General features: G+C 66.0%; 21 protein-coding genes, 2 tRNA genes and 3 rRNA genes. 24 read left to right on the top strand and 2 right to left on the bottom strand.

The window, feature by feature from the left end; all coding sequences use genetic code 11:
* Nucleotides 1-56 precede the first annotated feature (56 nt).
* The 6 genes from RAH39_RS00620 to RAH39_RS00645 all read left to right on the top strand — a co-directional run bounded on the left by RAH39_RS00620 (nucleotide 57) and on the right by RAH39_RS00645 (nucleotide 4,146).
* Nucleotides 57-737, top strand: coding sequence for a hypothetical protein (locus tag RAH39_RS00620; RefSeq protein ID WP_306590870.1), 681 nt, complete (start codon nucleotides 57-59; stop codon nucleotides 735-737).
* Nucleotides 737-1,420, top strand: coding sequence for a hypothetical protein (locus RAH39_RS00625; RefSeq protein ID WP_306590871.1), 684 nt, complete (start codon nucleotides 737-739; stop codon nucleotides 1,418-1,420). Before RAH39_RS00620 ends, RAH39_RS00625 begins: the two co-directional genes overlap by 1 nt.
* Nucleotides 1,417-1,788, top strand: a complete 372-nt coding sequence (locus RAH39_RS00630; RefSeq protein ID WP_306590872.1) for a DUF2752 domain-containing protein — start codon at nucleotides 1,417-1,419, stop codon at nucleotides 1,786-1,788. Before RAH39_RS00625 ends, RAH39_RS00630 begins: the two co-directional genes overlap by 4 nt.
* A gap of 39 nt (nucleotides 1,789-1,827) precedes the next feature.
* Entirely contained in the window at nucleotides 1,828-2,184 is a 357-nt protein-coding gene (locus tag RAH39_RS00635) for a roadblock/LC7 domain-containing protein (RefSeq protein ID WP_306590873.1), read from the top strand.
* 22 nt (nucleotides 2,185-2,206) lie between these two features.
* Nucleotides 2,207-3,568, top strand: a complete 1,362-nt coding sequence (locus RAH39_RS00640; RefSeq protein WP_306590874.1) for a NupC/NupG family nucleoside CNT transporter — start codon at nucleotides 2,207-2,209, stop codon at nucleotides 3,566-3,568.
* Between the two features lie 77 nt (nucleotides 3,569-3,645).
* A complete protein-coding gene (locus tag RAH39_RS00645) occupies nucleotides 3,646-4,146 on the top strand; it encodes a type 1 periplasmic-binding domain-containing protein (RefSeq protein WP_306590875.1) in 501 nt (166 codons plus the stop codon).
* Nucleotides 4,147-4,165: 19 nt separating this feature from the next.
* On the opposite strand, the gene pssA is transcribed toward RAH39_RS00645, so the two are convergent.
* The gene (gene pssA / locus RAH39_RS00650) at nucleotides 4,166-5,005 is read right to left on the bottom strand and encodes a CDP-diacylglycerol--serine O-phosphatidyltransferase (RefSeq protein ID WP_306590876.1); all 840 of its coding nucleotides are present in this window, start codon (nucleotides 5,003-5,005) and stop codon (nucleotides 4,166-4,168) included.
* A 247-nt stretch (nucleotides 5,006-5,252) separates the two neighbouring features.
* On the opposite strand from pssA, the gene mnmG reads away from it, so the two are divergent.
* The 4 genes from mnmG (at nucleotide 5,253) to RAH39_RS00670 (ending at nucleotide 10,118) form a co-directional block, all read left to right on the top strand.
* Entirely contained in the window at nucleotides 5,253-7,136 is a 1,884-nt protein-coding gene (gene mnmG / locus RAH39_RS00655) for a tRNA uridine-5-carboxymethylaminomethyl(34) synthesis enzyme MnmG (protein WP_306590877.1), read from the top strand.
* Between the two features lie 67 nt (nucleotides 7,137-7,203).
* Nucleotides 7,204-7,671 carry a MerR family transcriptional regulator gene (locus RAH39_RS00660; protein WP_306590878.1) on the top strand — a complete coding sequence of 156 codons (468 nt, stop codon included), beginning with the start codon at nucleotides 7,204-7,206 and terminating at the stop codon, nucleotides 7,669-7,671.
* Between the two features lie 128 nt (nucleotides 7,672-7,799).
* A complete protein-coding gene (locus tag RAH39_RS00665) occupies nucleotides 7,800-8,006 on the top strand; it encodes a heavy-metal-associated domain-containing protein (protein WP_306590879.1) in 207 nt (68 codons plus the stop codon).
* 12 nt (nucleotides 8,007-8,018) lie between these two features.
* Nucleotides 8,019-10,118 (top strand): heavy metal translocating P-type ATPase, encoded by a 2,100-nt coding sequence (locus tag RAH39_RS00670; protein ID WP_306590880.1) that lies wholly within the window; start codon nucleotides 8,019-8,021, stop codon nucleotides 10,116-10,118.
* Here RAH39_RS00670 and galU read toward each other — a convergent pair.
* Nucleotides 10,115-10,987 (bottom strand): UTP--glucose-1-phosphate uridylyltransferase GalU, encoded by an 873-nt coding sequence (gene galU, locus RAH39_RS00675; RefSeq protein ID WP_306590881.1) that lies wholly within the window; start codon nucleotides 10,985-10,987, stop codon nucleotides 10,115-10,117. The genes RAH39_RS00670 and galU overlap by 4 nt on opposite strands.
* An 81-nt stretch (nucleotides 10,988-11,068) precedes the next feature.
* On the opposite strand from galU, the gene RAH39_RS00680 reads away from it, so the two are divergent.
* The 14 genes from RAH39_RS00680 to RAH39_RS00745 all read left to right on the top strand — a co-directional run bounded on the left by RAH39_RS00680 (nucleotide 11,069) and on the right by RAH39_RS00745 (nucleotide 24,858).
* Nucleotides 11,069-12,178 (top strand): hypothetical protein, encoded by a 1,110-nt coding sequence (locus tag RAH39_RS00680; protein ID WP_306590882.1) that lies wholly within the window; start codon nucleotides 11,069-11,071, stop codon nucleotides 12,176-12,178.
* 337 nt (nucleotides 12,179-12,515) lie between these two features.
* Nucleotides 12,516-14,053 (top strand): 16S ribosomal RNA (locus RAH39_RS00685).
* 121 nt (nucleotides 14,054-14,174) lie between these two features.
* Nucleotides 14,175-14,250, top strand: a tRNA-Ala gene (locus tag RAH39_RS00690).
* Nucleotides 14,251-14,318: 68 nt separating this feature from the next.
* Nucleotides 14,319-14,396: transfer RNA gene (locus RAH39_RS00695), tRNA-Ile, on the top strand.
* A gap of 239 nt (nucleotides 14,397-14,635) precedes the next feature.
* A 23S ribosomal RNA gene (locus RAH39_RS00700) occupies nucleotides 14,636-17,573 on the top strand.
* 115 nt (nucleotides 17,574-17,688) lie between these two features.
* Nucleotides 17,689-17,804 (top strand): 5S ribosomal RNA (gene rrf, locus RAH39_RS00705).
* Together the 16S, 23S and 5S rRNA genes with 2 tRNA genes alongside form the textbook arrangement of a ribosomal RNA operon.
* A gap of 80 nt (nucleotides 17,805-17,884) precedes the next feature.
* Nucleotides 17,885-19,798: a threonine--tRNA ligase gene (gene thrS, locus RAH39_RS00710; RefSeq protein ID WP_306590883.1), complete on the top strand. Its 1,914-nt coding sequence runs from the start codon at nucleotides 17,885-17,887 to the stop codon at nucleotides 19,796-19,798.
* A 95-nt stretch (nucleotides 19,799-19,893) separates the two neighbouring features.
* Nucleotides 19,894-20,454 carry a translation initiation factor IF-3 gene (infC, locus tag RAH39_RS00715; RefSeq protein WP_306592095.1) on the top strand — a complete coding sequence of 187 codons (561 nt, stop codon included), beginning with the start codon at nucleotides 19,894-19,896 and terminating at the stop codon, nucleotides 20,452-20,454.
* Between the two features lie 7 nt (nucleotides 20,455-20,461).
* Nucleotides 20,462-20,662 carry a 50S ribosomal protein L35 gene (gene rpmI / locus RAH39_RS00720; RefSeq protein WP_306590884.1) on the top strand — a complete coding sequence of 67 codons (201 nt, stop codon included), beginning with the start codon at nucleotides 20,462-20,464 and terminating at the stop codon, nucleotides 20,660-20,662.
* A gap of 161 nt (nucleotides 20,663-20,823) precedes the next feature.
* A complete protein-coding gene (gene rplT / locus RAH39_RS00725) occupies nucleotides 20,824-21,171 on the top strand; it encodes a 50S ribosomal protein L20 (RefSeq protein WP_306590885.1) in 348 nt (115 codons plus the stop codon).
* Between the two features lie 84 nt (nucleotides 21,172-21,255).
* Nucleotides 21,256-22,326: a phenylalanine--tRNA ligase subunit alpha gene (gene pheS / locus RAH39_RS00730; RefSeq protein WP_306590886.1), complete on the top strand. Its 1,071-nt coding sequence runs from the start codon at nucleotides 21,256-21,258 to the stop codon at nucleotides 22,324-22,326.
* Complete coding sequence (locus RAH39_RS00735; protein ID WP_306590887.1) at nucleotides 22,326-24,248, top strand: phenylalanine--tRNA ligase subunit beta; 1,923 nt, start codon at nucleotides 22,326-22,328, stop codon at nucleotides 24,246-24,248. Before pheS ends, RAH39_RS00735 begins: the two co-directional genes overlap by 1 nt.
* A 20-nt stretch (nucleotides 24,249-24,268) precedes the next feature.
* Entirely contained in the window at nucleotides 24,269-24,505 is a 237-nt protein-coding gene (gene zapB, locus RAH39_RS00740; protein WP_306590888.1) for a cell division protein ZapB, read from the top strand.
* Entirely contained in the window at nucleotides 24,502-24,858 is a 357-nt protein-coding gene (locus RAH39_RS00745; RefSeq protein WP_306590889.1) for a cell division protein ZapA, read from the top strand. The genes zapB and RAH39_RS00745 overlap by 4 nt, the downstream gene beginning before the upstream one ends.
* Nucleotides 24,859-25,073 lie beyond the last annotated feature (215 nt).

Here is a 25,073-nt window from a genome sequence, read left to right on the forward strand (position 1 = left end):
AAAGGGCATGGGAGTGAAGAACCACCATACCCCGGACGGAGGTGCTAGCGTGTCGCATGCGCGCCGTGATCTTCGCCTCCCTGGCCGTTGTGGCCTCGGCTCAGCCGCCCGCTTTCCTGGCCCAGTTGCCGCCCGCCGCCCGGGCGGAAGCGCAGGACATCGTCGATCGCGCGGACTTCATTTTCGAGACGCGCACGGAACCCAAGCGCGTGCGCTTGACCACCATGGAAAAACTCTTCGACCACCCCCGGGTGAGTTCGGCGATGTGGCGGTCCTGCCAGTTCGTCCCCGGCTTCTACGCCTTCATCCATCCCGACGGCGCCTGGAGCATCGACGACGCCCGGGGCCTGAAGGGCACCCTCCGCCTCGTGTACCAGCGGCCGGGGCAGCGGGTGTACCTGGTGGAGGGGCTGGCGGAGGCCGGCCGGCTGCGGACGCCCTTCCCCGTGGGCGCGCGGATGCTGACCTCGTACCGCTACTGGGAGGGCAAGAACGGGTTCGAGACCCAGCTCCAGACCTGGACGGCCCTCAACTCCGCCGTCCTGGGCGTGATGGCCCGGCCCTTCCGCAGCTACATCCGCCACCGCCAGGACGAGTTCATCGCCTATATCAACGGCAACGTGGCCACCTTCGGGGAATTCGCCGACCGGAATCCCGCGGAGTTCCGCCCCGCCCTTCAGCGCGACGGCGATCCCATCGCCCTTCGCGAGTTCGACGCCCTCTTCCCGAAGAAGTGATGCGCGTCCCCTACGTGGCGTCGGTGCGGGCCCTTCTGGAACCGGGCCATGCCTTCGCGGGCGCTCCGCCGCGTCTCGGCCCTGCGGTGGGCTCGATGCTGGCGGCCTGGTTTCCTCCGGCCCTGCTGGATGCGGGCCTCACGCTGGCGGGAGGCCTCCGGATGTACGGCGCTCTGCGGAAGGAGGGGCCGCCCGAGTGGATGGCCGCCGCCCTGGGTACGGACCCCGCCGAGGTGAAGGCCCTGCTGGCCTCCCTTCCAGGGGCTCCGCCCTTCGCCCGGCTGGCGCCCTGGCTCCTGCTGGCGGTTCCGCTGCTCTTGTTGGGCACGTGGCTGCACCACGCGGCGTGGGATCACCTCGGACTGTGGATTCTTCGCGGGACGAAAGGCGGCCGGGGATTCCGCGTCACCCTGGGCGCCGAGGCCGAGGCGCTCCGGATCGGGGCCGTGGGCAGCGTGGCGGGGCTGCTGGCCTTCCTGCCCGGCGCCGGGCTTCTGTTGGGCCTCCCGCTGATGGTGCTGACGGGCTACCTGTGGATCTTCCGGGGCTGGGCCCTGGCCGCGCGCCACGGCTGCGAGCCCTGGCGGGGAATCGGGGCCACCGTCGTCCATGCGGTGCTGCTGGGCCTGTTCGGAGGCGCCTTCGCGCTCTTCGTCCTGGTTTTGCTGCGGGCGGGCGCATGAGGCGGGTGCCCTGGATGGCCGTGGCGACCTTGGCCCTCGCTTTGGGCCTGTGGGGCGCAACCTTCCTCGCCCCGTGGGCGGACCTCCTCCCGGCGTGTCCGTTCAAGCGGTTCACCGGCCTGCCCTGCGTCACGTGCGGGCTCACCCGGTGCGTCCTCGCCGCCGGCCAGGGGCGATGGGGCGAGGCGCTCCATTGGTATCCCGCGGCGGCGCTTCTGATCGCGCTCCCCGTGGCGGCCCTGTGGGACCTCCGCCGCGCCTGGCGGAACGACCCCTATCCGCCCCTTCCGAGGTCCCGGGGGACCCGCGCCGCCGCATGGGCCGCCCTTCTGACGGTGTGGGCCGTGCAGGTGGCGCGGAACATCTAGTCCGGTCATGCTTTGGAGCACGCATCACCGGAGTCCCCCATGTTCCAGCAAATCCTGGATCAGCTGATCGAGCGGGTGCCCGAATCCCTGGCGGCGACGTTCAACGACCGGGACGGGGAACCGGTGTGCTCGCGCACCCTCGAGGTCCCGAACGAGGGGCTGCAGCTCCTGGGGGCCTACCAGCACATCGTCAAGCGGCACCTCCAGCAGGCGGTGGAGGAGTTCGACCGGGGCGAAGTCCGGCAGGTGGCCTTCGCCACGGACCGGCACTGGATCCTGATGGTGGGCGCCGCGGAGCAGTGCACCCTCGTCCTCGTGATGCAGCGGGAGGGCCTGTTGGGCCGCGCGAGATTCCACATGGAGCAGGCCGTCGAGGCCCTGAATCGGGAACTTTAGGAGCTTCGCAATGGATCGCTTCATGGGTCTGGCTGGAATCGCGGCCTTCATCGCCGTCGCGTACGCGCTGTCGCATCGCCGCAGCGCCATTCATTGGCGGACGGTGGCCTGGGGGCTGGGCCTCCAGTGGATCTTCGCCGTCATCGTGCTCAAGGGCCCCGCCCTCTCCCGCCTGCTGTCCTTCCTGCCGTTCCCGGCGGGAACCGGCTGGGTGATCCTCGTCCTGATGTTCGCGCCCATGGCGCTGCGCCGGTTCGCGGGGGTGGAGAACAAGGGCCTGAACTGGACCCTCTTCGGGGTGATCGTCCTGGGGCTCCTTCGCGGGAACCTGGTGGGCTCGACCTTCGACAAGATGCGGATCGTCGTGGAGCACCTGATGGCCTACGCCCACGAGGGGGCCAGCTTCGTGTTCGGGTCCCTTTCGGACGGCCCCGGCGGGAAGGTGGGGATGGTCTTCGCCTTCGCGGTGCTGCCCACCATCATCTTCGTGGCCTCGATCTTCGCGGTGCTCTACTACATCGGCGTCATGCAGTGGGTGGTGGGCGCGTCGGCCCGGGCCATGGGCCGCTTCCTCAAGGTGTCCGGCGCGGAGAGCGTCAGCGTCGCCGCCAGCATCCTGATGGGCCAGACCGAGGCGCCCCTCACCATCCGGCCCTTCCTGGCGCGGATGACCCGCAGCGAGCTGATGGTGATCATGACCGCGGGGATGGCCCACGTGTCCGGCAGCATCATGGTGGCCTACGTCCAGGTGGCGCATGTGGACATCGTCCACCTGCTCACGGCGGTGATCATGACGGCCCCCGGCGCGGTGATGATGGCCAAGCTGCTGGAGCCCGAGACGGAGACGCCCGAGACCAGCGGGGAAGTGAAGGTGGACATCCCCAACCACGACGCCAACGTCCTGGACGCCGCGGCCCGCGGCGCCTTCGAGGGGGGCCAGCTGGCCTTCAACGTGGCCGTGATGCTGATCGCGTTCATCGCCCTCATCTACCTGGTCAACGGCCTGATGAAGGCCATCCATCCGGCGTTCAGCCTGGAGCTGGTTCTGGGCGCGGTCTTCAAGCCCTTCGCTTTCCTCATGGGCGTGCCCTGGGGCGAGGCGGGGCTGGTGGGATCCCTGCTGGGCAAGCGGATGGTGGTGAACGAGTTCGTGGCCTTCCTGGACCTGGGCGCCATGACGGGCCTGTCCGCCAAGGCCCGGCTGATCTCCACCTTCGCCCTGTGCGGCTTCGCCAACTTCAGCAGCATCGCCATCCAGGTGGGGGGCATCGGCGCCCTGGTGCCCGAGCGGCGGGGGGACCTGGCCCGCCTGGGCATCCGCGCCATGCTGGCCGGGACGCTGGCCAATTTCCTCAGCGCGTGCATCGCGGGGATCCTCAGTTAGAAAAAAGATTCAGGGGTCCCCATCCTCCAGCCCCGCCGGGATTCTGCCGATGGGGAGGGATGGTGGGAGGTCTTGTCATGGTTCGTTCGCGCTCACTCCTCGTGGTTCCCTTTCTCGCGGCGCTTCCCCTTTTCGCGGGGGACTATGACGCCCTGCTGGGAGCGATGAAGAAGGCCTGGCCGCAGGTGGAGACCGTCGCGGTGGTCTGCGACTCGAATTCCAGCAAGGGCGCGCTCTCCTCCCTGACCTCGGCGGCCGGCGGCTTCAAGGTGCTGGTGATCGACGTGAAGGGCCCCCAGGACATGGGCAAGGCCATCGGCGCCCTGTCGGGCCGCAAGCCGGACGCGGTGATCCTCCTGGCGGGCGACAAGGTGGCCGGGGACGGCTCCTCCGCCGCGAGCTTCCTGATCCAGCGGATGGCGGCTCTCAAGGTGCCCACGGCGGCCACCACCGAGGCCGGCGTCAAGCAGGGCGCGGCCCTCGGCATCGGGCCCGGGACCGGCGGCAAGCTGCTGGCCAACGCCAAGGTGGCGGGCGTGGCCGGCGTCGCGGTTCCCGCGGGCGCCACCGCGCTGTAAGGCTGGAGCGCGTCGGGATCTAGTGGACGGTGTCCGGCGCATCGGGCCGGTCGTGGGGCGGTTCCATGCCCCGCCAGCCCGCCTTCCACGCGATGTTGAGGATCAACGTGAAGGCGATGTAGGCGGAAAAGAAGCCCACGAAGAACCGCTGTTGGAAGAGGCTGAGCAGGGCGAACAGGATCACGATCCCGAAGCTGGTCAGCATCGCCGCTTTGGGGCTGCCCGCCCGCTTCTTGAAGCTGGGGAACCGGACGGTGGACACCATCAGGAAGCCCACCAGGAACAGCACGGCCGCGAACGCGTAGGCCTGGAAAGCCGCGGCGGGCGGCGTGGGGCGCCACAGGATGATGGACGCGACGCAAGCCGCGCCCGCCGGGATGGGCATCCCCACGAAGTAGCGGGGATCCACTTCGCCCACCTGGACGTTGAACCGCGCGAGCCGGAGGGCCCCGCAGGCGGTGAACACGAAGCAGGCGGCCCAGCCCGCGGCCCGCAGGTGGGAATCGTGGATCCCCAACTGGAAGAACCCGTAGCGGTAGGCGAGGATGGCCGGCGCCATTCCGAAGCTGACCACGTCGGCGAGACTGTCCAGCTGGACGCCGAATTCCGTGGCCGTATTCGTGGCGCGGGCGACCCGGCCGTCCAGTCCGTCGAACACCCCTGCGAGGACCAGCAGGCCGGCGGCCCACAGGAAGTAGCGCTCCGGGGTGGCGCCCGCGGCGTTGATGGACATCACCACGCTGGAGAACCCGCAGAAGATCGACGCCATGGTGATGCTCGAAGGCAGCACGAACATCGACCGCCGCATGGCGCGCTGGCGGCGGACTCGGCGTTCCTCGGGGCTCAGACGGGGTCGCATGGGCCCAGTCTCTCACAATCCCGCGGCACCGAAGATGACGGGACGGTTGCTTTGCCAACAACGAAATCCCGCACAATGGACCTGGGAGGAACGGCTTGAAGCACGCGGTGATCGGCGGAGGACATGTCGGGATCGTCCCGGCTCCGCGGCTCCGCAGAGCGGAACGCGGAAGCAGGCGACGGGATGTCGCCTGCGATAGGAGGGAGGCCTCGATCCCCGGAGGGGGACAGGAACCAAGGGTGATGCGATGAAACAGGTGGTGGTGATCGGCGGCGGGCACGCCGGGATCGAGGCTGCGCACATCGCGGCCCGCACGGGCCTGTCCACGACCCTACTCACCATGAACCTGGACCAGATCGGCCAGATGAGCTGCAACCCCAGCATCGGCGGGGTGGGCAAGGGCCACATGGTGCGGGAGCTGGATGCCCTGGGTGGCGCCATGGGCCGCCTGATCGACGCCACGGGGATCCACTTCCGGATTCTCAACGAGAGCCGTGGCGTGGCCGTGCGTGGCCCCCGCGCCCAGGCGGACAAGGTGAAGTACCGGATCGCCGCCCGCCGCCTGTTGGAGCGGACGCCGAACCTGCGCCTCCGCCAGGGGACGGCCGCGGCTCTCGTTTGGGAAGCGGGCACCAGCCGCTTGCGGGGCGTCGAGCTGCTGGACGGCTCCGTCCTTCCCTGCGACGCGGTGGTGGTCACCAGCGGAACGTTCCTCAACGGCCGGATCCTGATCGGGGAGCGCCGCCTGGAGGCGGGCCGCGCGGGCGAGCCCGCCAGCACCCACCTCGCGGACCAGCTCCGGGCCCTGGGTCTGCGCCATCGGCGCCTCAAGACCGGTACCAGCCCCCGGCTGGCGAAGGCCTCCATCGACTTCGGACGGCTGGAGGTGCAGCCCGGCGACGATCCGCCGCGCCCCTTCAGCTTCTTCAGCGCGGGCATTCCCCAGCCCCAGGTGCCCTGCCACATCGTCCACACCACGCCGGAGACGGAGGCCGTCGTTCGGGAGAACCTGCCGAAATCGAGCCTCTACGGCGGCCACATCGAGGGCGTGGGGCCCCGCTACTGCCCCTCCATCGAGGACAAGTTCGTGAAGTTCCCCGACAAGGGGCGGCACCAGATCTTCGTCGAACCCGAGAGCCTGGAGACCGAGGAGATCTACCTGGCGGGCCTGTCCACGTCGATGCCCCCGGACGTGCAGCTCCGCATGGTGCGGAGCCTCCCCGGTTTCGAGGCGGCGGAGATCCTGCGGCCCGGCTACGCCATCGAGTACGACAGCTTCGACCCCCTTCAGTTGCGGCGGGACCTGTCCGTGGACGGGCTGGAGGGCGTGTGGTTCGCCGGCCAGATCAATGGGACCACCGGCTACGAGGAGGCTGCGGGCCAGGGCCTTTTGGCGGGCCTCAACGCCGCGCGCTGGCTGGAGGAGAGAGAGCCCGTCATCCTGGGCCGCGACCAGGCCTACCTGGGCGTGATGGTCGACGATCTGGTGACCAAGGGCACCGATGAGCCCTACCGGATGCTCACGGCCCGCGCCGAACACCGCCTCGGCTTGGCCTGCGACGTGGCCGACGCCCGCCTCCTGGAGGTGGCCCGCGAGGTTGGGGCCCTCACAACGGAGGAATTGGATTTGGTTGAAGCCAAAGTGGCGCGGCGGGAGCGGCTGCGCGGCCAGTGCGACGCCGCGTGGGTCACGCAGACGAGCCCCTTCGGCCCCGTCGCGGCCGAGGTCGGGCTCCGGTTGGACGCGGGCCTGAGCCTCTCCGACTTCCTGCGGCGCCAGCACCTGGGCCCAGCGGAGGCGGACGCCTGCCTCGCCCATCTGGAGGGGTGGGGCGTGCCCCAGCCCGGCTGGGACACCGCCCGGGAGCGCGACCTGCTGCTGTTCGACCTGCGCTACGCCCCCTACCGGGAGCGGGAGGCGCGGCTGCTGGATGGTCACCGCGCCTGGGACCACGTCCGGATCCCCGCGGATTTTCGCCTGGAGCACGTCCACGGTCTTTCCAAGGAAGTGCTGGAGAAGCTGAGGCTGCACCGTCCGGAGACTCTCGGCCAGGCCAGCCGGATCCCGGGGATCACGCCGGCCGCCGTCACCCTCCTCCACCTGGTGATGCGCCGGGCTCCGCACGGCTGAATATTTGGCCTTGAGCTTCCAGTCGGCTGGAACCCTACCCTGGAGGGGTCCCCTTGCGGGAGGTTCCATGCAGACCCTCGATAACCCCGTTTCCGCCGCTCGTCCGCGGCTGCTCAAGATCGGCGAACTGGCCGCCCGGTCGGGGCTGACCCCGCGGAACCTGCGCTTCTACGCCGATGCCGGCGTCTTCGGCGAGCTGCCCCGCTCCGCCAAGGGCTACCGGCTTTTCCCGGCGGAGGCTTTGCAGTGGGTGCGCCTCCTCCAGGCTTCCCAGGCCGCCGGATTCTCCCTGGAGGAGATCGGGGAGCTGCTGCGGACCCTCCGCCAGGACGCGCCGCCCTGCGGCCAGGTGCGGGAGGCCCTGGGCGGCCGGCTCGCGGGCCTGGAGGCGAAATTGGCGGAGATCCACGCGCTGGTGGACATCCTGCGCGCGGCTTTGGGTACCCCCGACGGCCGCAGGGGCGCCGTCGGCTGCAGCCTGCTGGAGACCCTGCTGGCCGAAACCCAGCGTCTGCCCCTGCGGACCCACCCCTGAAGGAGATCGCGATGTCCACCCAGACCTATCGAGTCCACGGCATGACCTGCGGCGGCTGCGTCCGCCATGACCCTGCTGGCCGAAACCCAGCGCCTGCCCCTGCGGACCCACCCCTGAAGGAGATCGCGATGTCCACCCAGACCTATCGAGTCCACGGCATGACCTGCGGCGGCTGCGTCCGCCATGTCGAAAAGGCCCTGCGCGGCGCGCCGGGAGTGGAGACGGCCGCCGTGGATCTGGCCGCGGGCATCGCCACCGTGACGGGAACGGCGGCGTTCGAAGGGCTTGCCGCCCGGGTGGCCCACGCGGGCTACCGGCTGGAGCGGACGGCCTAGGCCGGCGGACCCATGGCCACCCGCACCTATGCCGTCACGGGGATGACCTGCGCCTCCTGCGTCCGCCACGTGGAGCGGGCGCTCGCGGGCACGCCGGGCGTCCGGAGCGCGTCCGTCAACCTGGCCACCGCGTCCGCCACCGTGGAGGGCGAAGCGCCCTTCGAGGCGCTGGCGGCGGAGGTCGAGGAGGCGGGCTACGGCCTGAAGGAGGCTGCCGCCTCCTCAGCGGAAGAGGATCCGGGCCCTGCCCGGCGGCTGGCGGTGGCCTGGGTGCTGACGGCGCCGCTGCTGCTGTCCATGGTCCCCGGCGCGGGATTGCATCTTCCGGGCTGGCTCCAGGCCGCGCTGTCGGCGCCGGTGGTCTTCGGCGCGGGGTGGGGCTTCTTCCGCCGCGCCGCCCGGCAGGCCCGGCACGGTCAGGCATCCATGGATTCCCTGATCGCCCTGGGCGCGGGCGTGGCCTGGGGGTTCGCGGTGGTGGAGTGGCTGAACGGCGCCCACCACCTCAGCTTCGAGACCGCCGCGGCCCTGGTGGCCTTCCTGCTCACCGGGAAGTATCTCGAGGCCCGGGCCAAGTCCAAGGCTACGGACGCCCTTAAGGAACTGCTGGCCCTGGCGCCTCCCACGGCGCTGCGCTTGGCGGCGGACGGATCCGCGGAGGAGGTGCCCGTGGCCGCCCTCCGGCCTGGGGATCGCGTGCGGATCCTGCCCGGCCACGCCGTTCCCGCCGACGGGCGGATCCTGGCGGGCCGGGCCGAAGTGGACGAATCCATGCTCACCGGCGAGCCCCTGCCCGTGCCGAAAGGTGTCGGCGAGGCGCTGGTGGCGGGCACGGTCGTCCATGGTTCCGCCCTCGAACAGGAGGTCCTGGCTGTGGGTGCGGAGACCCAGCTGGCCCGCATGGCCGCGCTGGTGGCCGAAGCCCAGGGGTCGAAGGCGCCAGCCCAGGATCTGGCGGACCGGATCAGCGCCGTCTTCGTGCCGGCCATCCTCCTGCTCGCGCTCCTGACCCTGACGGGATGGTGGATCGCCACGGGCAGCCTGACCCAAGCCTGGCGCCCCCCCGTGACCCTGCTCGTGATCGCGTGCCCCTGCGCTCTGGGCCTCGCCACGCCCGTGGCAGTGATGGTGGGGATCGGCGCGGCGGCCCGCCGGGGCGTGCTCGTGCGGGACGCCGCGGCGTTGGAAGCCCTGGGTCAGGCCACGGATCTCGCCTTCGACAAGACGGGCACCCTCACGGAGGGGCGGCCCCGCTTGCGGCGGATCCTTGCTCTGTCGGATCGATCGGAGGCCAGTCTGCTGGAAGTGGCCGCCCGCCTGGAGCGGGATTCGGAGCATCCTATCGCCCGCGGGCTGGTGGCGGCGCACGGCGGAACTTTGAAGCCGGTGGCGGACTTCCGCGTGCACCCCAGCGGCGGCGTCAGCGGCGTCGTGGATGGTACCGCCTGGCAGCTGGGCAGCGCGGCGTTCCTGGAGACGGACTTCCCCCAGGTGGATGCGGACGGCATCGCCGTGGGGCTGGCGGAGGCCTCCGGCTTGAAGGGCGTGCTCGTCCTCGGCGACCGACTGCGCCCCGAGACCCCGGCGGTGGTGGCGGAACTCGCGCGGCAGGGGCTGAAGCTGCATCTCCTCACGGGAGACCGGCCCCAGGGCGCCCAGGCCATGGCCGATGCGGCCGGGATCGGCTCCGTGGCCGCTGGCCTGCGGCCCGAGGACAAGCTGGCGCGCATCCGCGATCTTCAGGCGAAGGGTGCCGTCGTGGGCTTCGTAGGTGATGGCGTGAACGACGCGCCGGCGTTGGCCCAGGCGGACTGCGGGATCGCGATGGGCTCCGGCGCGGGCGAACAGGGTACGGGCGCCGCCATGGCCGCCGCCGCGCTGGTCCTGCTGCGGCCGGGGCTGGAGCCTGTTCTGGCCTCCCGGCGGCTGGCGCTCCGCACCCATCGGGTGATCCGCCAGAACCTGGGCTGGGCCTTTGGCTACAACCTCGTTCTGGTTCCCCTGGCTGCCTTCGGCTGGCTGGAGCGCTTCGGCGGACCGATGCTCGCGGGCGTGGCCATGGGGCTCAGCTCGCTCACGGTCGTTTTGAACGCCCTACGGCTGCGGCGCTAGAGATCCTGGGCCAGCGCCTTGAGGTAGGCGCCGAAGTCCGCGCGCAGGTCGTCGCGCTTGAGGGCGAATTCCACGTTGGCCTTGAGGTAGTCCAGCTTGTTGCCAGTGTCGAAGCGCTTGGCGGGGATGGGCGCGGCCACCAGCCGGCCTTCGCGGGCGAGGATCGCCAGGGCATCCGTCAGCTGGTACTCGCCGCCCACGCCGGGTTCCAGCGCGGCGAGATGCTCGAAGATCCGCGGTTCCAAAACGTAGCGGCCCACCACCGCCCAGCGGCTGGGCGCATCTGCGGGCTTGGGCTTTTCGACAATGGCTGTCACATCCCAGGCGTCGCTCCCATCTTGGGGAGCGCTGACGATCCCATACCGGGAGACGTGCTCCAGCGGGACTTCCTGGACTCCCACCACGGACTTCCCGGTGGCGTGATAGGCGGCGATGAGGGCGTCCAGCGCCGAGTCGCGCTCGTCGAACACGTCGTCCCCCAGCAGCAGGGCGAAGGGCTCGTTACCCACGGCGTGGCGGGCGCAGAGGACGGCGTGGCCCAGTCCCAGGGGTTCGCCCTGGCGGACGTAGGCGAACTGGGCCAGGTGCGTGATGTCGCGGACCAGGTTCAGGTCCTCCTGCTTGCCCCGACGGCGGAGGGTGTCCTCCAGTTCATAGGCCACGTCGAAGTGGTTCTCGATGGCGCCCTTCCCCCGGCCGGTGACGAGGACGATGCTGTCGATCCCGGCGCGGATGGCCTCTTCCACCACGTACTGGATCACCGGCGTGTCCACGAGGGGCAGCATTTCCTTGGGCTGGGCCTTGGTCGCGGGAAGGAAGCGGGTTCCCAGCCCCGCGACGGGAACGACGGCCTTGCGAAGGGGGTTCATGGCAGCTCCGAAGGCCCATGATGGCCTAAGATGGCTGGAAATGCAGGAGTGCGGATGGAACCGAAGGAGATGTGGTCGAGGATGGTCAGCCATCCGATGTCGGGATGGCGGGCCGTGCAGGATATGGACCTCCCTCCTTCATTGGGGCCGGGCCGCCTGCTGTGGTGCGGCATCGGCGGCTCCCTCCTCCCCGCGGACGCTCTGATCCAGGCCCTGGCTGGCGCGTCGCTCCGCCACCGTTGGCAGCCGCTGGCCTCGCCGGAGCCGAATGGCCTGCGTTTGGAGCCCGAGGATCAATTGGTGTTCGCCTCCAAGAGCGGACGCACCCTGGAGTTGTGGACGTGGATCGGTCGCCTGCGGGCCCAGGCCGCCTGGGGCAAGGGCCGCCACGCGCCCATCGCCATCACCCAGGACGACGCGAATCCCCTGGCCCAGCTGGCGCGCGCGGAGGGCTGGCGGATCCTCCCCATTCTGGAGCAGGTGGGAGGGCGCTACTCGGCCTTCACCGCCATCGGCACGCTGCCCCTCCACTGGGCGGGGCTCGACGCCTCGCGCTTCCTGGCGGGTGCCCGGGAGGTGGTGGCCCAGACCGAGGCGCAGCGCGGTCCTTGGGGGGCGCGCGTATGGGAGATGGTCCGCGCCTTTCGGGCGGGCTTCCTCCGCGGAACGGATCAGTGGGTGCTGCTGCCCTACGCCACGCGGCTGGAGACGGTGGGCGCCTGGTGGGTGCAATTGGTGGCTGAAAGCCTTGGGAAGCAGGCACAGGACGGCAGCCGTCGCGGCCTGACGCCCATCCGCGCCATCGGCCCCCAGGATCAGCACGCTCAGCTGCAGCGCTGGCTGGATGGTCCTCGCAACGTGGGTGTGGTGCTGGTGACCACCGGCCACGACCACACGGCGGAGCCTTCGGATCCCCCATCCCAGTGCCCCTTTCCGGGACTGGGGCGCTGGGGCGGGCCGGACATTCTGAGGGCCCAGGCCGAAGGCACGCGGGAAGCCTTGGAAGGCGCGGGGATCTCCGTGGTTCATTGGCACCTGGACGCTTTGGACGAGGGGTCCCTTGGGGCCTTCCTCATGGCCTGGCAATTGGTGGTGGGCCTCAGCGGCGCGGCGCTGGAAGTGGATCCCTTCGATCAGCCGGCGGTGGAATCGGGCAAACGGCGCACCCTGCAGAAATTGGGTATCTCCTAGGTGCGGGAAGGGAATTCCGCCGGAGATGCAACGCCGGTGGAACCTTCCTGAAAAATTCCGCTTGCGTCTTCGCGCCTCGGTGTTAGTCTAAATCTCCTGGGCAGTTGAGGCTGCGAGGAGCTGAGGGAAGAGCCGAGGGGGCGGAAGCCGCTGAGGAGCTTTCAGGGCGCGGAAGCACGAGGGTGTGGAAGCGTGGGCGTCTTTGAAAACCGGATAGAAGATAGGAAGCCTTTGAGGGTTTCGTGGGACGTTCTAGGACGGGCTGCGAAATTCAGAGAAATACGACCAGAACATTGGCCTGAGGACGAGAGTTCTTGGGTTTGAGGGTTCAGGAATGAAACTTGAGAGTTTGATCCTGGCTCAGAATGAACGCTGGCGGCGTGCCTAACACATGCAAGTCGGATGTGCCGCAAGGTGCATGGCAGACGGGTGAGTAACGCGTGGGGAATCTACCTTTTAGTGGGGAATAACGCTCCGAAAGGAGTGGTAATACCGCATGAGACCTTTGGCTGGGATGCTGGAGGTGAAACCTGGGGACCGCAAGGCCTGGGGCTAGAAGAGGATCCTGCGTCTGATTAGCTAGTTGGCGGGGTAATGGCCCACCAAGGCGACGATCAGTAGCCGGCCTGAGAGGGTGATCGGCCACACTGGAACTGAGACACGGTCCAGACTCCTACGGGAGGCAGCAGTGGGGAATTTTGCGCAATGGACGAGAGTCTGACGCAGCAACGCCGCGTGGGTGATGAAGGTCTTCGGACTGTAAAACCCTGTCGTCAGGGACGAAGGCAGCAGTGTTAATAGCATTGTTGCTTGACGGTACCTGGAGAGGAAGCCCCGGCTAACTCTGTGCCAGCAGCCGCGGTAATACAGAGGGGGCAAGCGTTATTCGGAATTATTGGGCGTAAAGGGCGCGTAGGCGGTTTTTTAAGTCAGATGTGTAATCCCCGAGCTCAACTTGGGAACTGCATCTGAGACTGGAAGGCTAGAGTACTGGAGAGGGTGGTGGAATTCCTCGTGTAGCGGTGAAATGCGTAGAGATGAGGAGGAACACCAGTGGCGAAGGCGGCCACCTGGACAGTAACTGACGCTGAGGCGCGAAAGTGTGGGTAGCAAACAGGATTAGATACCCTGGTAGTCCACGCTGTAAACGATGAACACTTGGTGTGGAGGGAGTTGACCCCTTCCGTGCCGGAGCTAACGCGTTAAGTGTTCCGCCTGGGGAGTACGGTCGCAAGGCTGAAACTCAAAGGAATTGACGGGGGCCCGCACAAGCGGTGGAGCATGTGGTTTAATTCGACGCAACGCGAAGAACCTTACCTGGGCTTGAACTGCAGTGGACCGGTCTAGAGATGGGCCTTTTCGCAAGAACTGCTGCAGAGGTGCTGCATGGCTGTCGTCAGCTCGTGTCGTGAGATGTTGGGTTAAGTCCCGCAACGAGCGCAACCCTTACCCGTAGTTGCCAGCGCGTCATGGCGGGAACTCTACGGGGACTGCCCGGGTTAACCGGGAGGAAGGTGGGGATGATGTCAAGTCCTCATGGCCCTTATGTCCAGGGCTACACACGTGCTACAATGGGCGATACAAACCGTTGCAAAGTCGCGAGATGGAGCTAATCGGAGAAAGTCGTCCTCAGTTCGGATTGTAGTCTGCAACTCGACTACATGAAGGTGGAATCGCTAGTAATCGTGTATCAGAATGATACGGTGAATACGTTCCCGGGCCTTGTACACACCGCCCGTCACATCACGAAAGCCGGGAGCACTTGAAGAGGGTGAGGTAACCGAAAGGGGCCAGCTCTCAATGGTGAACTTGGTGATTGGGGTGAAGTCGTAACAAGGTAGCTGTAGGAGAACCTGTGGCTGGATCACCTCCTTTCTAAGGAGAGCCGTTCGAACGAATGGCATAGGTCAACGCTTCCGATCGAAATTCTATCCGGTTTTTAAAGACGCTCGAGCAGATCAGCGAGTCTTTGACGAGCGTGCTTGGGCGTGAGTAAGGGCCCGTAGCTCAGCTGGGAGAGCGCCTGGTTTGCATCCAGGAGGTCGTCGGTTCGATCCCGGTCGGGTCCACCAACGCCTGCTGGGGCACGAGTAGGAGGCCAAGCAGGAGCCTCGGGGCCCTCCCGTGTGTGAACGCACGAGGGCCTATAGCTCAGTCTGGTTAGAGCGCACGCCTGATAAGCGTGAGGTCGGTGGTTCGAATCCACCTAGGCCCACCACCACGAGCCAGGAATGGCGAAGAGGGAATTGAGTTGAGTTGAGACCCTGCGGGGTTTGAATCCAGCTCAAGACCGGCTTGAGGGCCGGTGGTCGCAAGGCAGAGCTGTTTGACAATCAAATAGAAGGAATAGAGAAGGGTGATCCATGGCGTTGAAGTGACGCTGTGGGCTTAAGGCGAGGCAAGTTTAGCGAATCAACACTCTCGTGGGTCTGAAGTCAATGTGATTCATTGATGGAAGGCCAAGTTACAAAGGGTTGACGGTGGATGCCTTGGCAGATGACAGCGATGAAGGACGTGGTAAGCTGCGAAAAGTCTCGGGGAGTTGCACGCGAACGGTGATCCGGGAATGTCCGAATGGGGAAACCCGTCTGGGTGAAAGCTCAGTCATCCCGAAGCTGAATCCATAGGCTTCGGGAAGCGAACGTGGGGAAGTGAACCATCTCAGTACCCACAGGAACAGAAAACAACAGTGATTCCGGGAGTAGCGGCGAGCGAAACCGGAAGAGCCCAAACCTCTTACGTGTAAGCGGCAGGCGTTGCGTAAGGGGGGTCGTGGGACCCACAGGCTGGAGCTGCCCTCCAGCACAGAGTTACAAAACCGACGGTTAGCGGAACGGCATGGAAAGGCCGGCGATACAGGGTGATAGCCCCTTATGCGAAAGCCGATCGGACTCTGAGAGGTGTTCCCAAGTATGTCGGGGCACGAGAAACCTTGACAGAATTTGCCGCGACCATGCGGTAAGGCTAAATATGTTCATCTGACCGATAGTGAACCAGTACCGTGAGGGAAAGGCGAAAAGAACCCCGATGAGGGGAGTGAAATAGAACCTGAAACCGTCAATCTACAAGCAGTGGAACCCCTATGGTTTTAACCAGGGGAACCGCGTGCCTTTTGCATAATGAGCCGGCTAGTTATTTTTAGTGGCGAGGCGAAGCCGAAGAGGCGAAGCCGCAGGGAAACCGAGTCTGAATAGGGCGACAGTCGCTGGAAATAGACGCGAAACGGGATGATCTATCCTTGACCAGGATGAAGTCCGGGTGACACCGGATGGAGGTCCGAACCAGTGTGGGTTGAAAACCGCTTGGATGAGTTGAGGATAGGGGTGAAAGGCCAATCAAATTCCGTGATAGCTCGTTCTCCCCGAAATAGCTTTAGGGCTAGCGTCGGATGTTTCGTCGTGCAGGTAGAGACCTGAATGGACTAGGGGGCTTACCAGCTTACTGAATCCAACCAATCTTCGAATGGCACGCCGTGAAGTCCGGCAGTCAGACTGCGGGTGATAAGATCCGTAGTCGAGAGGGAAAGAACCCAGATCGCCAGCTAAGGTCCCAAAATACATGCTAAGTGGAAAAGGATGTGGATGTGCTTAGACAGCCAGGAGGTTAGCTTAGAAGCAGCTATCCTTTAAAGAAAGCGTAATAGCTCACTGGTCAAGCGGGTCTGTGCCGACAATTCAACGGGGCTCAAGCATGTTACCGAAGCTGCGAACGTAAGTGGTAGGGGAGCATTCCCTACGTCTGTGAAGGTTGACCGTAAGGACAGCTGGAGACATGGGAAGAGACTCTGTCGGCATAAGTAGCGTAAAGACGGGCGAGAACCCCGTCCGCCGTAAGACTAAGGTTTCCAACGCAAGGTCAATCCGCGTTGGGTTAGTCGGACCCTAAGCTGAGGCCGAAAGGCGTAGGCGATGGAAAGCTGGTTAATATTCCAGCACCATGAGCATCTCGTTTGCACGATGCAGGGACGCAGGAAGGTAGGGACGCAGGGCTATGGAATGTCCTGCGAAAGGATCCAAGGGTGGCGCTTAGGGAAGTCCGGGCGCCGCGAGCCCAAGGTTTCTGACGAAAAGTTCTGATCCTACACTGCCGAGAAAAGCTGCTAAGGAGAGATGTTTGTGTCCGTACCGCAAACCGACACAGGTAGTCGAGGAGAGAATCCTCAGGCGTTTGAGAGAACTCTGCTGAAGGAACTCGGCAAATTAACCCCGTAACTTCGGGAGAAGGGGTACCCCGGTAGGGTTCATAGCCCGAGGGGGTGGCACATAAATGTCCCAGGCGACTGTTTAACAAAAACACAGGTCTCTGCAAACTCCAAAGAGGAGGTATAGGGGCTGACGCCTGCCCGGTGCCGGAAGGTCAAGAGGAGCGGTCAGCGCAAGCGAAGCTGCGAATTTAAGCCCCGGTGAACGGCGGCCGTAACTATAACGGTCCTAAGGTAGCGAAATTCCTTGTCGGGTAAGTTCCGACCTGCACGAATGGCGTAACGATCTGGGAACTGTCTCCAGCAGAGACTCAGCGAACTTGTAGCACCGGTGAAGATGCCGGTTACCCGCACTTAGACGGAAAGACCCCGTGCACCTTTACTACACCTTGACATTGAGGTTGGCGTTGGACTGTGCAGGATAGGTGGGAGGCTATGAAACTGGCTCGTTAGGGTCGGTGGAGCCGACGTTGAGATACCACCCTGTTTAACGCTGATCTCTAACTCGCACCCGTGATCCGGGTGGAAGACAATGTCAGGCGGGTAGTTTGACTGGGGCGGTCGCCTCCTAAAGCGTAACGGAGGCGTACGAAGGTTCCCTCAGGCTGTTTGGAAATCAGCCGCAGAGCGCAATAGTATAAGGGAGCTTGACTGCGAGTCAGACACGACGAGCAGGTGCGAAAGCAGGTTATAGTGATCCGGTGGTCCCGAATGGAAGGGCCATCGCTCAACGGATAAAAGGTACGCCGGGGATAACAGGCTGATCTTGCCCAAGAGTTCATATCGACGGCAAGGTTTGGCACCTCGATGTCGACTCATCACATCCTGGGGCTGAAGCAGGTCCCAAGGGTTCGGCTGTTCGCCGATCAATAGTGGTACGTGAGTTGGGTTCAGAACGTCGCGAGACAGTTCGGTCCCTATCTAGTGTGGGCGCAGGAGATTTGAGAGGACCTGTCCTTAGTACGAGAGGACCGGGATGGACTGACCTCTGGTGTTCCAGTTGTGCCTCCAGGTGCAATGCTGGGTAGCTATGTCGGGAAGTGAGAAGCGCTGAAAGCATCTAAGCGCGAAACACCCCTCAAGATGAGATCTCCCTATGAGACCCGTGGTAGACCACCACGTTGATAGGCCGCATGTGCAAGTCCGGTGACGGATTCAGCTGAGCGGTACTAATCGGTCCATCGACTTGACCTTTCATCAATCAATCACACCCCTGCAGTTTTGAGCTCCGCTCAACCTGCAACGACGTCATACCCACGAACGCTCGACAGAGCCTTCGCCTTAAACCCTTCTCAACCCTTCTACCCTTCGTCGTGGCTTTTCCCCAGGGGTCACACCCGTTCCCATCCCGAACACGGCCGTTAAGACCTGGAGGGCCGATGATACTGCTCCCCACAGGAGTGGAAAAGTAGGTCGCTGCGACGTTAAATCCCCTCCGGGCCATCATCATTGATGGCCCGGAGTTGTTTTTATCGATAAAATTCTCTTTCTATTTCGAGGAATCCATGTCCATCGAGATCCGCCTTCCAGACGACTCCCTCCGGCAGCTCGCCGAGGGCGCCACTGGAGCCGATCTGGCGGGTGGCATCGGAGCCCGACTGCTGGACGCGGCCTTGGCCGTGAAAATCGACGGCCGCCTGGCGGATCTGAAGGCGCCTCTGATCAACGGCGCCAAAGTCGAGATCGTCACCAGCAAAAACCCCGAGAGCGTGGAGCTGATCCGGCACTCCACCGCGCACCTGCTGGCGCACGCCGTGAAGCGCCTTCATCCGGAGGCGCGCGTCGGCATCGGGCCCGTCATCGAGGACGGCTTCTACTACGACTTCTGGGTGGAGAAGCCCTTCACGCCCGAGGATCTGCCGGTCATCGAGGCCGAGATGCGGAAGATCGTCGCCGAAGGCATCGAGGTGGAGCGCGAGGATCTGGAGCGGGACGCCGCCGTGGCGCGGTTCGAGGCCATGGGCGAGCCCCTCAAAGTCGAAGTCGTCTCCAGCATCCCCTCGGGAGAGATCATCAGCGGGTATAAGCAGGGCGACTTCTACGACCTGTGTCGCGGACCCCACGTGCCGAGCACCGCCAAGTTGAAGGCCTTCAAGCTGCTGAGCATCGCCGGCGCCTACTGGAAGGGCGACGAGAAGAATCCCATGCTCAGCCGCATCTACGGCACGGCCTTCCACACCCAGAAGGAGCTGGACGAGCACCTCAAGCGGCTGGAGGAGGCCAAGGCCCGCGACCACCGCAAGCTGGGCAAGGAGCTGGAGCTCTACTCCTTCCATCCCGAAGCTCCGGCTTCGCCGTTCTTCCATCCCAAGGGAACGGTGGTCTACAACGAGCTGGTGGCCTACATCCGCGAGCTGTACTTCAAGTACGGCTACAGCGAAGTCATCACGCCGCAGATCATGGACGTGGCCCTGTGGAAGACCAGCGGCCACTACGACAATTACGCCGAGAACATGTACTTCACCACCGCCGAGGAGCGGGAGTACGCGGTGAAGCCCATGAACTGCCCGGGCCACTGCATCCTGTTCGGCAGCCAGAAGCACAGCTACCGCGACCTGCCGATCCGCTACGCGGACTTCGGCCGGCTGCACCGCTACGAGCGCAGCGGCGTGACGCACGGCCTGACCCGTGTGCGGACCTTCTGCCAGGACGACGCCCACATCTACTGCACCACCGACCAGATCAAGGCCGAGATGGCGGATTTCCTCGCGCTTCTGACGGAGGTCTACGACACCTTCGGTTTCGAGGGGATGCGGGTGGCCCTTTCCACCCGGCCCGAAAAGCGGCTCGGGTCGGACGAGACCTGGGACGCCGCGGAGCGGGCGCTGAGTGAGGCCCTGGACGAGGCGGGCACGCCCTACACCCTGAATCCCGGAGAGGGCGCGTTCTACGGGCCTAAGATTGAGTTCCAGATCCTCGACGCCCTCAAGCGGCCCTGGCAGCTCGGGACCTTGCAGGTGGACTACATGCTCCCCGAGCGGTTCGACCTGACCTACACCCGCGCCGACGGCGGCGAGGGCCGCCCGGTCATGCTGCACCGGGCCATCCTGGGCAGCCTCGAGCGGTTCATGGGGATTCTGGTCGAGCACACCGCGGGCGCCTTCCCGGCGTGGGTGGCGCCGGTGCAGGTGGCGGTGCTTCCCATCACGGACCGCGCCCACGCCTTCGCCACCGACGCTGCGGCCCGGGCCAAGGCGCTGGGGTTCCGGAGCGAACTGGACCTGCGGAACGAGAGCCTCAAGGCCAAGATCCGCGGGGCGCAGCTAGCCAAGGTTCCCTACATGCTCGTGATCGGCGATCGCGAAGCGGAGGCGGGCACGGTGTCGGTGCGCCACCGCCATCGCGGCGATCTCGGCGTTCAGCCCCTCGACGGCTTCCTGGAATCCCTGGGCGCCGAAGTGCGGGGCCGACAGCGCTGATCCTGTTTTCCGTGCTTGGCGCGCTCCGGGTGGAGTGGTAGACTTTTTGTCCTTGTGCAACTAGGGGAGGAACCATTCGTCCGAACGAGACCCGCATCAATGACGGCATCCGGGCCCAAGAGGTCCGCGTCATCTCCGAAGATGGCGAACAGCTCGGCTTGATGCCCCCCCACCAGGCCATCCGGATCGCGGAAGAGCGCGGTCTCGATTTGGTGGAAGTGGCCGGGAACGCCAATCCGCCCGTCTGCCGGATCATGGACTACGGCAAGTACAAGTTCATGGAAGCGAAGCGGGAGCACGCGGCCCGAGCGAAGCAGAAGAACATCGTGGTCAAGGAAGTGAAGTTTCGCCCCAAGACCGACGATCACGATTTCGATTTCAAGGTGAAGCACATCCTGCGGTTCCTGGAGGACGAGGACAAAGTCAAAGTGGTGGTCATGTTCCGCGGACGCGAAGTGGTCCACCGCGACATCGGCTACCGGATCATCGAGGAAGTCATCCAGCGGGTCGGCGAGAAGGCCATCGTCGAGAAGCCCGCCGGTATTGATGGGCGCGACATGCACGCCATCCTCGCCCCTCGGATCATCGAGGTCCCCAAGGCCCCGAAGAAGCCGAAATCGGCCGATACCCCTGCAACCGAAGCCCAGCTCCCGTGAGGAACCCATGAGCTACAAGATCAAGACCCACAAGGGCGCCGCCAAGCGGTTCAAGAAGACTGCCGGCGGGAAGTTCAAGCGCGGGTGCTCGCACCAGCGCCACATCCTGACCAAGAAGACCGCGAAGCGGAAGCGCCAGCTGGACATGGGTGGGATGGTCGCGAAGGCCGACCAGAAGGCCGTTGCCGCGATGCTGCCCTACGCCTGATGTTCTTTGGAGGTTCCGCGCGCCGCGCAGGCCCAGCCCGCACGACGCTTGGATTGCTCCCCTGGCGGTTCTAGAATCGTCAGTTCAACCCGGCGGCCCTGGCCGCCCCCGATGAGGCTTTCAAACGCTCTTTCGAGCTGCCTCGAGGAAAGGAAAACGACATGACTCGTGTAAAGCGCGGTTTTAAGCGGGCCCAGCGCCGCAAGCGGATGATGAAGTTCGCGAAGGGCTTCTACGGCGCCAAGTCCCGGCTGTACCGTTCCGCGAAGGAAGCCGTCGAGAAGGCCCTCGGCTACGGCTACCGCGACCGCAAGGTCAAGAAGCGCGACTTCCGCCGCCTGTGGGTCGTGCGCATCAGCGCCGCCTGCTCCCAGAACGGCACCAGCTACTCCAAGTTTATGGGCGGCCTGAAGAAGGCTTCCGTGGATCTGGACCGCAAGGTCCTGGCGGATCTCGCCGTCCGCAATCCCGAGGCGTTTACCAAGCTCGTGGCCGTGGCCAAGGGCTGATCGCGACGCACCCATCGCAGACACCCGAAAGGCCGCGCGAGCGGCCTTTCCCTGTTTTTAGAGACGCCTGTGTCGAGGGAACCCATGGACCACCTGCTTCCAGCGGAGATCGTCGAGGCCGGCCGGGCCTTTCCCGGGGCCCTCGCCGCCTGCGGCGACCTCGACGCGCTCCTGCGCCTGAAGGGCGCCTATGTGGGCCGTGAAGGCAGCCACGCCGCGCGGCTGATGGAGCTGCTCAAGGCCGCGCCCAAGGAACAGAAGCGCGAGCTGGGCGCCGCCATCAACGGCCTCAAGCAGCAGTGGGAAGAAGGCCTCAAGGCCCGCCAGGCTGACCTGGAGGCCGCGAAGGCGCGCCTCGGCGTCCTGGCCGACCAGTGGGATCCGGCTCTTCCGCCACCGGTTCCGCCCCGCGGCGCGCTGCATCCCCTCAATCGGCTGATGGACCGCCTGGTGGAGGTGTTCCGGCCCCTGGGCTTCCACGTCGAAGAAGGGCCTGAGGTCGAGACCGAGGCCCACAACTTCGACGGGCTGAACATTCCCGAGGATCATCCCGCCAAGGCCAGCTCGGACACCTTCTACCTCGCGGCTCATCCCGAACTGCTGCTCCGCACCCACACGAGCCCCGTTCAGGTGCGCACGCTCCTGCGCGTGGCGCCGGACCTGGCGAAGCTCGGCGGCGTCCGCTTTCTGGCGCCGGGCCGGGTCTACCGCAAGGACGAGATCGATCCCACCCACAGTCCCATGTTCCACCAGGTGGAGGGCATGCTGGTGGGCCACGGAATCGGAATGCAGCACCTCAAGGGCACGCTGGAATACGCGCTCCGCGCGCTGTTCGGGCCCGACACGGAGATTCGCCTGCGGCCCTCGTACTTCCCGTTCGTGGAGCCGGGCTGCGAAGTGGACGTGAGCTGTCCCCTCTGCGGCGCCAAGGGCTGCCGCGTGTGCAAGGGCTCGGGTTGGGTGGAGATCTTGGGCGCGGGCCTGATCCATCCGAACGTCCTGGCCTACGCGGGTATCGATCCCACGGAATGGTCCGGCTGGGCCTTCGGGATGGGCGTGGAGCGGATGGCCATGATGCTGAGCCAGACACCCGATCTGCGGCTGTTCTTCGAGAACGACCAGCGCTTCCTCGCGGCCATGGGAGGGCTCGACTGATGTGGATCGAACGCAACGCCCTCGCCGCGGAAGTGCCCGCCGCCGCGACGCTGGAAACTCGCCAGCTCTGCGAACTCCTCGCCTCGCTCGGCTTTCCCGTGGACGGCGTGGCCGCGCGGGAGGGCGTCGACGTGCTGGACGTCGACATCACCGCCAACCGCGGCGACGCCATGTCCCATCGCGGTTTGGCGCGGGAGGTGGCCGCCAAGCTCCGCCAGCCCCTCGTTCCCGTGGCTCCTCCAGGAGTGGCCGAAGGCGCGCCCAAGGTCGAGGTGCGCCTGGAGAGCCCGGCCTGTCCCATCTATGCCACGGCGCTGTTGACGCTGGGCGAGGGGGGCACTCCGCCAGAGGCGCAGGCCTTTCTCCGCGCACTGGAGGCCTCTCCCAAGGGCCTGTCCGCCGTGGACGCGTCCAATGAGCTGCTCCATCGCTACGGCCACCCCACCCACGCCTTCGACGCCGACCGCATCCGGGGCGCCGTGACCGTGCGTTGGGCCCGCCCGGGGGAGACCCTGGTGACCTTGGACGGGGTCACCCGCACGCTGGTGGCGGCGGACCTGGTCATCGCCGACGAGGACGGTCCCATCGCCCTGGCGGGGGTCATGGGCGGCGACGGCACCAAGGTGACCGGAACCACCCGCCGGGTGCTTCTCGAAAGCGCCTGGTTCGATCCCAAGACCGTGCGCGCCACGGCCCGCCGCCACAGCCTGCACACGGATGCCTCCCATCGCTTCGGGCGGGGCGCCGATCCGGCCATGGCCCCCGTTGCGCGGGATCTCCTGGTGGACCGCCTCCGGACCTGGGCGGGCGCCGTTTTGGAAGGCGCTTGGACAGCCGGAACGCTTCCGGCGTCTGCCGCGCCTGTGGCACTGCCCGAAGCTCTGCTGACGCGGGTGGCCGGAGAAGGCCTGCCCCTCACGGAAGCGGCCGAGGTGCTGCGCTCCTTGGGATGCGGGGTGGAGATCGGGGCCGACGGCCTCTCGGTCCGTCCCCCTTCTTGGCGCCACGATCTGGCCCTTCCGGAGGATCTGACCGAAGAAGTGCTGCGCCTCCGCGGGTACGAGCGCATTCCCTCGGTGCTGCCTCCGCTGGAGGGACCGCCGGTCCCGCTCCACGAGGGCTACCGTCAGCGGCAGGCCCTGGCCCGGCGGCTGGCCCACCTGGGCTTCCATCAGACCGTCACCTACGGGTTCATCAGCCCCGACGCGGACGCCGCGTTCGCCGGACCGGACAACCTCGCGGAGGGCCGGACCCTGTCCAATCCCCTGGGCCAGGAATACTCGGTCCTGCGGGGCACCCTTCTCTCCAGCCTCCGGGCCGCCGCCCTCCAGAACCTGCGGCAGGGCGCCCGGGAGGTCCGGCTGTTCGAAGTCGCGCCGACCTACGTCACGGGTCCGCAGGGCCCGTCCGAGCGCTTCACCCTGGGGTTGGCCTGGGGGGGGATCCAGGGCGGGGAGGACCACCTGACGCCCGCCCGGCCGGTGAAGGAAGCCGATCTGAGGGGGATCGCGGCCGGCCTGGGCCTGGATCGCCTGCCCGTCATCCGAACCCTGGGTGAAGGCCTGTTCGGCTTCGAGATTCCCGTGGCCGACCTCCCCCGGCCCGGCGCGCGGATCATTCCCGGCTTCCAGCCCTTCAGCCGGTTCCCCTCCGTGGAGCGGGACCTGTCCCTCCTGGTGGATCTGGGCCAGTCCTATGAGGCCCTGGTCGGCGCCATGCGGAAGATCCTTCCGGCGGAAGCCCTGCAGGATCTGCGCTGCGTGGACGTGTTCCGTCACCGAAGCCTTCCCGAGGGTCGCCAGGCGTGGCTGATGCGCCTGCGCTTCCAGGCGGACCGGACCCTCGTGGGCGAGGACGTGGACGGCTGGATGGCCGCCGCCCTGGCCGCGGCCGAGTCGCTCGGGGCGAAGCTCCGGGCGTAAACTACCCTTTCGAGGCACCCATGGACCTTCTCAAACAGCTCGAATCGAAGATGCAGGCCCTGGTCCAGCAGCGCAACCAGTTGAAGGATGAACTGGATGCGCTCAAGGCGGCCGGTGCGGTGGGCGACCGGGAACTCCAGTCCCTCCGGACCCGGCTGGAGGATGCCCTGGCCGAGAAGAGCATCCTGGAGAAGGATCGGGAGGCCGTGAAGGAGCAGGTCGCCTCGATCCTCCGTGCCCTGGAGGCGCTGGGATGACGGGGCGCCCCCTGCCGGGCGTCCGGGCCGTCCCCGTGTCGGTCCTGGGGCGGGAGCTCCAGGTCCAGACGGAGCGGCCGGAGAGCCTGGCGGCGGCCGTGCGAATCCTCGAAGACACCTTTCGCGACATGGATTCCCAATGCCAGGTAAGATGGGGCAGCGTTCCGAAGGGCCTGGACACCCCGTCCTGGTACCTCCTGGGCGCCCTGAACCTGGCGCACCGAGTGGCGCGTCTGGAGCAGGAAGCCAACCAGCACACCCAGAACCTGGAACTGACTCTTTCCAAGCTACTGAACGATGTTCCGGACGAACCTTCCGCTCCCGTGCCCCTGCTGGACGAGGACGGAGACTGATATTCCCTGCGAGGCCCGTGATCATGGCCAAGCGCTTGTTCCGTAAGTCGACCTGGGAGACCTTCCCCCTGTCCTGTGCGTTCCGCGCGTCGGCGCGCCTTAGCCAGGGTTTCTGGTTTCCCCCCTACCAGCTAGGGAACTCGGCAAGCCTCCACGACTGAGCGGGGATTCTCAATTTGGTGCTGGTGGCCCCTGGACCTTTTTCCCGGAGTCGC

The organism is Geothrix sp. 21YS21S-4 (assembly GCF_030845995.1).
GTDB lineage: Bacteria > Acidobacteriota > Holophagae > Holophagales > Holophagaceae > Geothrix.